Origin of the sequence: Mucilaginibacter terrae (genome assembly GCF_031951985.1) — a bacterium.
GTDB lineage: Bacteria > Bacteroidota > Bacteroidia > Sphingobacteriales > Sphingobacteriaceae > Mucilaginibacter > Mucilaginibacter terrae_A.
The window spans coordinates 5,130,106-5,141,789 of the sequence record NZ_JAVLVU010000001.1 but is presented as its reverse complement, the minus strand read 5'-3'; the positions used below and the strand labels follow the sequence as shown (position 1 = coordinate 5,141,789).

Genomic DNA, 11,684 nt, shown 5'->3' with positions numbered 1-11,684 from the left:
GTTTACACAAGCGGTTGAGCAGTTTGAGTGAATTGCAAACGTATGTGATTCTCAATTATAAGAGGCGGAAATTTTATGAGGATTCAACAATCGGCCTACCTCACGGGTCAATTCTTGCAGGTCAAATGGTTTACGCACAAAGCCGTCGGCTCCGCAACTTGCCATCAGTTCTTCAATATCAGTAGCTGTGGAAAATATAATGACCGGTACATGTGCCAGCTCGGCCATGGCCTTGATCTCTTTGCATAGCATATGCCCACCGATATCGGCAAGCCATTCGTCAAGTACGATAAGGTCTGGCTCAAATGCGGCAAGTTGCTTTGCCGGCAGGTGAGTTGTGGAATTAACAGCGTAACCCTCCTCTTCCAGTAACCAACTTACAATCGAGCTGATCTCGTCATTATCTTCCACCAGCAACACTTTATTTTTTTTCATCAATATTTAATTAGGGAAAGCCTGCAAAAATACATAAATCATTAATTTTTTTACTTACTAATATACCGGTAGAGTTTTTTTGTTTTTTACTTATTTTTGTATTGATTTACATCTACAGTCTACACATTTATGAAAACAAACAGCAATCCGGCTCTGCCGCCTGTTGCTTTGCGCGTATTCGAAACTCTTCCCACCTGCTGCATGGTGCTTTCACCGGCGCTTTATATACTTACGGCCAGCGATGATTATTTGAAACTTACCGGTAAAAGCCGCGAAGAAATCACCGGCAAATACTTATTCGATATTTTCCCAAAGGTGCCGGAATGGGCGAACGGTGCGGAAGGCGACATAGCCGCATCATTAGAAAAAGTACTGGCAACCGGGATAGCACATCGCATGCCAGTGGCACGGTTCGACGTTCCCGACCATAGCAACAGCAGCAATTTAAAGGAAACTCATTGGGATACTGTACACAAGCCGGTGTTAGACGCTGACGGCAATATAGTTTATATTATCCATGAAACCCGGAACGTGTCGGCGCAGGTAATCGACAATAATATACTGAGAGTGTCCGTTGATCAGGAGCGTAATAAAAAGATATATGCAGAAAACCTGAGCCATCAGATGGAAATGCTCTTCCATTCCGTTCCGGCGCAAATCGCTATCATCAGCGGCCCTGACATGGTGTACTCCTATATTAACCCGCAATACCAGCGAGAGCTTTTCCCGAACCGCGAGGTAATGGGTATGCCGCTCCTGGCTGCCGTTCCGGAGATTGCAGATAAGCCTATATGGCACACGCTTAAAAATGTGTATAGTACCGGTGAACCTTACATCAATACCGAGATATGTGTGCCACTTGCTTCAGAAAACGGTGGCCAACTCAGTGATCATTATTTTAATGTAGTGTACCAGCCCCTGCGTAACGAACATGGTGAGGTGAACGCTATATTGAGCTTTAAGTATGATGTTACCGAACATGTTACTGCCCGCAAGATGCTGGAAATAAGCGCACAGGAAGCCGGGCTGTTGAACGCCCGTTTACAACAGGCATTTGAAAAACTGCAGGCCGGCAATGAGGAGCTGACGGCTGCCAACGAAGAAATGGCCGCCACCAACGAAGAATTGAAACAGGCGCAGGACGAGCTTGCCTTATTGAATGAAAATCTTGAAGAAAAGGTAAGGGAACGTACTAACAAACTTTTAGAAAGCGAGCGTGAACAGCAGGCCCTAAACGAGGAGCTGACTGCCATGAACGAGGAGCTTTCGGCAACCAATGAGGAATTAAGTATCAGCCAGCGTAGTTTGCAGGAGATTGTAAACCAACTTGGCATCAGTGAGCAAAAGATACGCAGCCTGGTGGAGAGCGCACCTTTTCCAATCGCAGTTTACACAGGCAGGGAAATGTGTATTGAGATGGTTAATCAGGCCCTGATCGATACCTGGAACCGCGGTTCAGACTTAATCGGCAGAACTTACTCCGAAGTATTGCCTGAACTGGCCGGCACCGGTGTTTATGAAGCGCTCGCTGAGGTCTACAGAACAGGTGTGGCTTATCACGCGCGGAATAACCAGGTCGATCTGATGATTGACGGAGCACTAAAGCCGTTCTATTTTAATTACGATTTTACGCCACTCTTTGATGACAAGGGTAATGTTTACGGTGTGATGAACACCGCGGCTGATGTGACCGACCTTGTGACCGCTAAGTTACAGGCTGAACAAAGTCAAAAAAGCTTGTTTAACATCATCATGCGTTCCCCGGTATCCAAAGGCATCCTGATGGGGCCAGATCATATCGTTGATGTGGCAAATGACCGGATAATTGAGCTATGGGGTAAACCGCGGCAAGCGTTGATGAAAAAGCCGATATTTGACGGGTTGCCCGAAGCCAAAGGCCAGGGAATTGAAGAATTACTAAAGCGGGTATATACAACAGGTGAAACTATTGAAGCGAATGAGCGGCCGGTAAAATTACTACGTAATAATAGGCTTGAAACGCTATACCTGAACTTTGTTTACCAGCCATACCGCGATGCGTACAACAATATTATTGGCGTTATTGTTAACGCTATCGACCTCACCGCGCAGGTAAAAGCAAGAGAAGAAGTACAGCAACTCAACGAAGAACTTGCGGCAACTAATGAAGAACTGCAATCTGCCAATGACCAGCAAACTGTAATTAATGAGAATTTGGCCATGTTGAATGCAGCGCTGAAGATAAGCCAGGACGACCTGCAGTTGGCGGTAGAAGCAGCCGGGCTTGGCACCTGGGATTTGAATCCGCAAACAGGAAAACTCGCTGGCAATGAAATTACGAAATCATGGTTCGGTTTTGATCCTGATGAAGATATTGAACTTAGTAAAGCGATAGCAGCGATTGCTGAGCCGGAACGGGCTGCGGTTGCAAAAAGTATTGAAGACGCGGTATCTTACGCATCAGGCGGAAATTACGACATTCATTATACCATACTGAACCCGTTGGATGAGCGCCCCCGTGTAGTGAGGGCTAAAGGGAAAGCTATATTTGATGACCGGCATCGAGCCACCCGCCTGAGTGGTGTGCTTTTCGACGTTACCGAACAGAAGAAAGATGAACAGCGCAAAAATGATTTTATTGGTATTACAAGCCACGAGCTAAAAACGCCGCTTACGTCTCTAAAGGCGCTTATACAGGTAACGGCAATCAAGCTTAAAAACAGTGGTGATCCATTTTTGCAGGATGCCATAACAAAATCTGGTTTACAGGTTAAAAAAATGGAGGCTATGATCAACAGCTTTCTCAACGTTTCGCGACTTGAGTCAGGCAAAATGGTGCTTGAAAAATCCCTGTTCGACCTTTCTGAACTATTGGGTGATGTAATCGGCGAAGCTGAACTAACAATGTCCGGCTCGCGCATACGATTTGAAAAGTGCGGGCAGGTTATGCTGGAGGCCGATAAAGACAAAATAGAATCAGTTATTACAAACCTGATTAATAATGCGGTTAAGTATTCGCCCAAAGGCACTCCCATATCCGTTCATTGTGAGCATATAGCGGATAAGGTGCGGGTAAGCGTCCAAGATCAGGGATTGGGCATAAACGAAGAAGATCAAAAGCGGATATTTGACCGATACTATCGTGTGGAATCAATGCTGGCCAAACATATATCAGGCTTTGGTATTGGCTTATATTTAAGTTCAGAGATCATACAGTTGCATGGCGGTTTAATAGCGGTTAAAAGCGAAGTTGGTAAAGGGTCAACATTTTGGTTTGAATTGCCTGATGTGGCATCTTTCAAACAATAGTTCCACAATTTTCAACCCAACTTCAATTATCAAAACCGCCAGGTTGTTAAAGAAGCCAAACGCATTACGGCTCATTGGCTCGATCATGGTCTTGATTTTCTACGGTTAAACCTTTTGCTTGTAAACGCTGCAATGTTTTACACACTATAGTAAGCGGAGTGCAATGTTCATGATGTGTCTCTATACTATTCTTTATGACTTAACGGAAGGATTTGGCCACATTATTGATTGAGAGTAAATATAACCTGAATTGATAGCAACATTGAACTGCACTAATCTTTAATAAAACACACTGATTTACCTTAAAGAAAATGATTGAATGTAATACCCAGCTTTACGATTATCAACGCAATGATCTTAACAAGTTGTTTACTAAAATGGAACAAGTGTCCAATACTTATAAACTGCTGTATCAATTGCCTACCGGCGGCGGAAAGACAGTCATATTTTCGGAAATCGCCAACCAGTTTATTCTAAAGTATAAGCAAAATGTTATGATATTAACGCATCGGCAGGAGCTTTGCAATCAAACATCCATTACCTTGAAAAAATGCGGCATAGTGAATAAGGTAATCAATAGTCAAGTAAAACGGGTTAAGAAAACTAACGAGTTTAAATGTTACGTAGCCATGGTTGAAACGCTGAAAAATCGCATTGAAACCGGAGATATAAACATTGATGATATAGGACTCTTGATTATAGACGAAGCTCATCATAATTCTTTCCAGAAACTGATAGACAAATTTGCTAATGCCCGTGTTATTGGTGTTACAGCAACGCCTTACAGCTCAGATGCCAGTTTGCCGATGTATAAGACTTATGACGAACTGATTATTGGCGAAAGTATTGAATCACTTATTGAAAACGGATTTTTAGCCGCGCCAACAACATGGCGTTATGATGTAGAGTTGAATACGTTGCAAACAGGTACTCACGGTGATTTTACTACCACCACATCAGATGAGCTTTACGCCTCACCGGCTATGCTTGAATTATTGTTACATGCTTATGAAGAGCATTCAAAAAACAAAAAAGTATTAATTTTCAATAATGGCATTTTTGCATCAAAGGCGGTTTGCCAAATGTTTAACGACGCCGGTTATCCTGCCAAACATCTGGACAATGAAACCACTGCGACAGAACGTGCGGATATTTTGCTATGGCTGAAAAAAACTAAGAATGCTATTTTAACATCAGTTTCTATCCTGACAACCGGATTTGATGAACCTACCATACAAACTGTCATTTTAAACAGGGCAACCACATCATTAACGTTGTACCATCAAATGATTGGCCGCGGCTCCAGGCGTTTACCCAAAAAGAAAACGTTTACCATTATTGATTTGGGAAATAACGTTGACAGGTTTGGCCAATGGAATGCCGCGGTTGACTGGCAGTTTGTGTTTGATCATCCTGATGCCTATAATGAGAGTATACAAATACACAGCAGTCATGATTCGCATAAAATGCCTTCGGAAATGCGATCCATGTTTCCAAATACCTTAGAGATTGCATTTGATGTACAACAGGCTTATCACGAAGCGATTGAAGCAGGACGGAAGCCCAGCACCATAATTGCTGCATCAATTGATCAACACGCGCAAATGTGTACCGATAATAGCGACACCATTGCCGAGGCACTTGCCTTGGCCGCTCAATTAGAAACTGAAGTTACCTGGCGTGTAAAGCAATACGGTAAATGCCTGGGAAAAGCGACCAAAAACTATCTTGAGTGGTTACAAGAAGATTATAAATCTAAACTTGAAGAACAGATCAAAGATGTGATGGCTCAAAGGCTCACACAAAAAATAGCAGTTTAATAATTTTAACCTCAAAATAATAGTTAAAATATGTATAAATTGAATATATGATGTATTCTGTTTGAGCTACTAATATAAATCATCTGTCCTGAAATAAATATGGGGCTTTTAGCAGCTTACCTCTGTTGTCGAATACCATAAATACAAATTTGCGTTGTTTTACGCCATCTGGAGCAATGAACCTGTTGATGCCTATGCCTTTATCATCAACATATGCAGTCAGCACAAATCTTCCGTCAGGTAATGCCACCCAGTTATCTTCGGTACGCTCCCCGGCGTATATCGTAAATGGAACAAGTGTCCTGGCATCAATTTTTTTCAAGAAAGCAGCCAATTCAGGTGTAAACATTGTATATACACTATGATTGGATGCTCCTAAAGTAAACACAAATCTTATCTCGCATCCTTGTATTTTTTTGCAACTATCCATCATAAAGGCTGGCTTTTTTAAGAAATGGTGCAGGGTGTCTTCGGCAAAGTTCACAAGCTTTTGAAGTTGCTCCTTTTTAGTAATGTCCAGTGTGCCGTGTATTACTACTTTTTTATTAGCTAACCTTAACGGCCTGAACACGTAATAGCTTTGGTCGTTGCTTTTTGAAATCCTGATGATGTCGAAATGCTGTTTGACATAGGCGGTATTGGCAGGTGCTATCTCTTCCCACCGCAATCTTTCGAGGGCATTGGCAGCATACCGGTGTTGAACCTCGCCCTGAACATTGCCTGCGAGATTTCTGCCGTTCATGCGGTGATTTAGCAAACCCGTTGCCGTCATAAAGAAGCGGTTGATGCTCAAATCATAGGTTGGCGTACCATTGACTTTCCATGGGAGCATAAAGTCAACCTGCCGCGTGGTTTGAACTTTTATAGTGTCACCTGTGGTTTTGATCACTTCGATAGCTGCCAAAGGCCAGTCATCTGTCCATGCACCTTTTTGAAGCGCCTCCAATATAGTGTTCAGTTTCTGCGGGGTATCGTAAAATGAGTGGAAGATGGCGTGCTTATCTGCCGGGAGATATTTCAGGTACGCGGTGTCGATCTGCTGCTTGAGCATGGGTATGGAAACTTTTAGGTCGGTCGCAACGAACTTCGATCTTATCGTTGATATGGATTTCAGAAATTGTATTAGGGAATCCCGAGGCACGGCTTTAATAAAGCGGTGCATCAGGGAATCTTTGTGCTCAAAAAACTCTTCGGGCTTCTTGCGTTTAAAATTTTGACGGTCGTATTTTTCCCGGGTCTGGTAGCTGCGCCATTGGCCGTTTTCCAAAAAAAGTTCATACTCATTCCGGTAACCGCCCATAAGATACCCTCCGGCATCAATTATGTTTATCTTATTTATTTGTTCGATTGTGACATTAACCTGGGCTGTTGCAGGGCACGCAAACAGGCATAAAATATACAGTGCTATCAACCGGAAACGCATAAGACAAGATATGCAATTTCGGTGGGATTATGTGATGGAAAATCACGTTATAAAATTTCTAAAACTCGTTTAAACAAAGTGCGAACATAACCTTCGCAAGACTTTTCCTGTTAAGTAGCAAGCCGTTTAAGCGTAGCGAAAACATGGCTTGCTCCGCGTTACGCAATGATAGTCTTCACCTGGCCAAACGTATGCGTTTTGACTGCACTTCACCGCGCATAACTTTCGGGTTGAACTCTGTTGAGCTAAAGTATTGTTAAAGGCATCACCATCGCATCGTTTAGAAACAAAGCTGGGTGAAAGGAAAGTTAATCCGATATTATCAGAATCGGATATTGAAAATCTGTATTTTAAGCGCCTGTAACTGGTTTAATCAATTAGAGACCACGGGCTTTTCCCTACGTTTCCGGTTGCTTTGAATATATTCAGAAGGAGACATGTGGTATTTTTCTTTAAAGGCTTTTGAAAAATAATTCGGTGCCGAAAATCCAACCTGATATGCGATCTGCGCTACGTTCAAATCACTTTTTTCAATGAGTTGTACGGCTCTCTCTAATTTTACCGAGTTTATCAATTTTACCGGGACTAAGCCTGTAAGTTCCAATATCTTGTTATAAAATGAGCCCCGGCTCATACGAAATTCACGGCTTATGCCGTCTACCGACAACTGTGGATCATTCAGGTTATTTTCGATGTATAACATCACAGCCTTCAAAAACTTTTCTTCTTCCGACTCTACTTCTACCTCATCAAGCGTTATCTTAATAAGTCGGGAATAGGTAGCCTTTAACTTATCATTAAGAGCAAGCAGATTGCGAATTTTGGTTTGCAATATGGCAAAGTTAAACGGCTTGGTTATAAAATCATTTGCTTCAGATTCTAACGCCATCAATTCGTCTGTTTCCTGATTTGATGCCGTAAGCACGATTAACGGGATGTGCAGCGTTCGTTTGTCTTTTTTAAGTTTTCTGCTTAGTGCCATACCGTCCATAACCGGCATACTTACATCCGAAATAATAAGGTCGGGATGCATAGAAAGTGCCAACTGCCATCCTTTATGGCCATTGGGTGCCTCAATAATACGGTAATATTGCTTTAGGTTTTCTTTTAGATAAAACCTAAAGTCGGCCTCATCATCTATTATCAAAATAAGCGGCAACTCTTTTTGTGCTGGCTCCATCTCCTCCGCTTCAATATTTTGCTGAGGCATAAAATCATCGTTAAGATCTACCGGAACCTCATTAACGGCTATACTTAATGGTATCTCGAAACTGAAGGTACTGCCTAATCCCGGTTCGCTTTCAGCTTTAATGTTACCACCATGCAAGCGAATAAACTCTTTTGCAATAGAAAGGCCTATACCCGATCCCTGATTGTTAATTACCGCACTGTTATCAGTTTGATAGAACCTGTTGAAAACATTAGGTAAATCTTCTGCAGCTATGCCAATGCCCGTGTCGCTAATCTGGCAAAAAAGATTCAAGGTGTCTTTAGAAACGGTTAAAACATTAATCTGTATAGTTACTTTTCCTCCTTCATCAGTAAATTTAAAAGCATTAGATAACAGATTGAAAAGAATGCGCTCCAATTTATTGACGTCCAACAAGGCTTTAAGGGTATGTTGAGGTAGTTTTACTTTGTATTCAACTCCCTTCCTTTCTGCCATGTCAACAAATGAATCGGTAGTATCTTTTAAAAAGGCACGTAAATCTGTAGCGCTGAGATTTAGCGTTAGCTCACCTTGTTCCATTTTTCTAAAATCAAGAAGCTGGTTGACAAGGTTCAGCAAGCGACGACCATTTCGTCTAACTAACTCCAGTTGTGGTTTGATCTGTGTGGGCGAATCTCCGGCCAGCAAATTTTCTACAGGCCCCATAATGAGCGAGATCGGAGTTCTGAATTCGTGGCTCAGGTTAGTTAAAAACTTGATCTTCATCTGGTCAAGCATGTGCGCATGCTCTGCAGCAGAGCGCTCCTGCTCTATCATTTGTTTGGCCTGCTGCCTTTCCTGTTCTAATAAAAACTGAGTCCTTAGCTTGCGTATTTCCTTTTTACGAACGTAAAAAATTAAGCCTGCTACAATAGCAATGTAAAAGAAAAACGCCAGGGGTGTTAACCAAAAAGGCGGTAAAATCACTACCGTAATCGTCCTGGCTTTTTCATTTGAAACACCGTCGTTATTAATTGCACGTACATGAAATTCATATGTTCCGGGGCTAAGATTGGTATATAAAGCTTTATGACTTTTACCCGCACGTATCCACTCCTTATCAAAGCCTCTTAACTTGTACTCGTATTGGTTTTGAGATGGGTTGGTATAATTGAGTGCTACATACTCTATTGCAAAGCTTTGTTTATGTCTTATCTCAATTTTGCGGGCATAAAGTATGGGTTCGGTTAAAGGCCCGTTTTCTTCGGGAAGCACCTTCTTGTTTTCAACATAAAGGTTAACCAGGGCTATTCCGGGTTTCCGCAGGTTTTTTCTAATATCGGATGGTGAGAAGTAATTGATACCATTTTGCCCGCCGAAGTAGATATCGCCATTGGTTAATACAAGACCAGCGCCAAGTACAAAAGGACTGTTTTGCAGACCATTTTGCGCATCATAATTAGTGATAACAAATGTTTGCCGGTCAAGGCTGCTGAGGCCTTGGTTGGTACTGGCCCATATCTTACCTTGTTTATCTTCTAATATTTTATGAACGATGTCGTTGGCCAAACCATCCTTTTCCGAAAAAGTACGGAATTTACCTGTTTGAGGATTGAACAGGCTGATACCACCACCATTGGTACCCACCCAAATTTGCCCGCTATGGTCTTTAAGTATAGTTAGCACATAGTTGTTAGGAAGTTGGCTATTACCTTTATTATAAGTAACAAACCGCTTACTATCAGGATCATAAACAGAAACACCAGCACCAAATGTACCGATCCATATTTTTCCTGATCCGTCTTCTTCAATAGTGCGGATAACGTTATTAGCAGGATAACGGGAGTCTTCTGAGTTACCGCTTGGATTTATAAAATAGCGAATAGTTTGCTGTTTCTTATCAAGCATATTAACCCCGCCGCCATCTGTACCAATCCATAAGTTTCCATTGCGGTCTAAATGTGTACAAAATATATTGTTGTTGCTTAGCCCCAACGGTGCTCTTTCTTTAACAAATTGACGGTAAGTGCCATTTTGAGGATTATAGGCGAATAAACCATCAAAGTAGGTAGAAATCCAAAGCGTTTGTGGATTAGCCATTTCAAGGCCCATGATCGATAATTTAGGCCGGATATTGGTTTTTGATGGTGTAATATTGATATGATCAAACACCCCTGTTTTTGAACGAAACAAATTCAGCCCGCCTCCGTCGGTGCCAACAAACACATTATTATCCGCAGTTTCGGCAAACGATGTAACCACTGCAGCACTCAGGCCCTGATGATCAAAAGCATTTCGTTGCTTGTGATTAAAGTGCGTAAAGTTTCGGTCGAACTTATTTAAACCGCCCTGGTAAGTTCCCAACCAGCATATACCATGATTATCAAAGTAAATAGAACGGATGGATTCGCTATTGATCCCGCCATTATTGCGTTCGTTAGGGTGGTATACAGTAAATTGTTGATTTTTGATGTCAAGAATATTCAATCCGCCGTCGGTACCGATCCATAGCTGATTTTTATCATCGGCTTTAATTGCATGGATATAATTGTTACTCAGCCCACCTGCAGACGAATTAGATTTGCGGTAATTTCGAAAGCTCTTCAAGTTGGGTGAAAGCATACTTAAACCATCAAGGGTACCGGCCCATATATTGCCGGTATTATCTTCGGTTATACTTAACACATTGTTATTAACCAGCGAATTGGGGTCACTATCGTTATGTGAAAAGCGCGTGACTTTGCCGCTAACTGCATCAAATAATACAAGTCCATTTTGCGTACCTATCCACAACCGCTGACGATGATCCTTGTAAATACACAACATCGGCTCTGTTTGCCTAAGTCCCTTTACTTGTATATGTTTAACCTGCCGCGTTTTAAGTTGCACCCGGTAAAGCCCATCAAAAGAGGTAATCCAAAGATTTCCCTTATTGTCTTCCATCATCCCGGTAATTGCCTCACTAATCCACTCTTTATCAATTGTAACATTAAAATTGTAAAAGGCATCTTTTTTACGATTATACAGGCTAAAACCGCCCCCGCTGGTGCCTATCCATAACTGCCCTAAGCTGTCCTCGTATAAACTACTGATATAATTTATTCTCAAACTGCTGGTGTCATTGTCTTTATTGCGGTAAAAAGTAAAATTAGTGCCGTCAAAACGGTTAAGACCATCATCTGTTGCTATCCACACAAAACCATATTTATCTTTAATAACATCGTAAACGGTGTTAGAAGACAATCCATCTTTTACGGTGTGTTTGTCAAAGTTTGCTTTAATATGCTGTGATTTTGCAGCAAAAACACAAAACATGGCCGACACCAAAAGAAAAATTATTTTCCGTAGACTATTCGGCCGATATGGCATTTTAACGTTCATCCTCATAAAATTGCGCCTAATGGCGTCTAATTGAAAATATAATCAGTTCTGATTTACGTAACATGCGGCAGTTACGTAAAAAAATATTCCGGCCTATTCCGAAGCTACACTTGACAGTATCAAATACAATAATTTGTACTGTTTTGGCAGTTCGCAAACACACACTTACAAATAATTATGTAATCGA

General features: G+C 41.7%; 5 protein-coding genes. 2 read left to right on the top strand and 3 right to left on the bottom strand.

Features of this window, described 5'->3' with window-relative positions; genetic code table 11:
* Window positions 1-51: 51 nt before the first annotated feature.
* Entirely contained in the window at window positions 52-435 is a 384-nt protein-coding gene (locus QE417_RS22060; protein ID WP_311953852.1) for a response regulator transcription factor, read from the bottom strand.
* Window positions 436-564: 129 nt separating this feature from the next.
* Here QE417_RS22060 and QE417_RS22055 point away from each other — a divergent pair, with 129 nt between their 5' ends.
* Both QE417_RS22055 and QE417_RS22050 read left to right on the top strand, forming a co-directional pair.
* Window positions 565-3,723 (top strand): PAS domain-containing protein, encoded by a 3,159-nt coding sequence (locus QE417_RS22055; protein WP_311953850.1) that lies wholly within the window; start codon window positions 565-567, stop codon window positions 3,721-3,723.
* A 311-nt stretch (window positions 3,724-4,034) separates the two neighbouring features.
* Window positions 4,035-5,543 carry a DEAD/DEAH box helicase gene (locus tag QE417_RS22050; RefSeq protein WP_311953848.1) on the top strand — a complete coding sequence of 503 codons (1,509 nt, stop codon included), beginning with the start codon at window positions 4,035-4,037 and terminating at the stop codon, window positions 5,541-5,543.
* 79 nt (window positions 5,544-5,622) lie between these two features.
* On the opposite strand, the gene QE417_RS22045 is transcribed toward QE417_RS22050, so the two are convergent.
* Together QE417_RS22045 and QE417_RS22040 are read right to left on the bottom strand one after the other, a co-directional pair.
* Window positions 5,623-6,843: a hypothetical protein gene (locus tag QE417_RS22045; RefSeq protein ID WP_311953847.1), complete on the bottom strand. Its 1,221-nt coding sequence runs from the start codon at window positions 6,841-6,843 to the stop codon at window positions 5,623-5,625.
* 496 nt (window positions 6,844-7,339) lie between these two features.
* Window positions 7,340-11,431 (bottom strand): two-component regulator propeller domain-containing protein, encoded by a 4,092-nt coding sequence (locus QE417_RS22040; RefSeq protein WP_311953844.1) that lies wholly within the window; start codon window positions 11,429-11,431, stop codon window positions 7,340-7,342.
* Window positions 11,432-11,684: the final 253 nt, after the last annotated feature.

Coding starts and splice junctions, on each gene's coding strand:
- QE417_RS22060 (WP_311953852.1), bottom strand. CDS start 435: ATGAAAAAAAATAAAGTGTTGCTGGTGGAAGATAATGACGAGATCAGC.
- QE417_RS22055 (WP_311953850.1), top strand. CDS start 565: ATGAAAACAAACAGCAATCCGGCTCTGCCGCCTGTTGCTTTGCGCGTA.
- QE417_RS22050 (WP_311953848.1), top strand. CDS start 4,035: ATGATTGAATGTAATACCCAGCTTTACGATTATCAACGCAATGATCTT.
- QE417_RS22045 (WP_311953847.1), bottom strand. CDS start 6,843: ATGGGCGGTTACCGGAATGAGTATGAACTTTTTTTGGAAAACGGCCAA.
- QE417_RS22040 (WP_311953844.1), bottom strand. CDS start 11,431: ATGTTTTGTGTTTTTGCTGCAAAATCACAGCATATTAAAGCAAACTTT.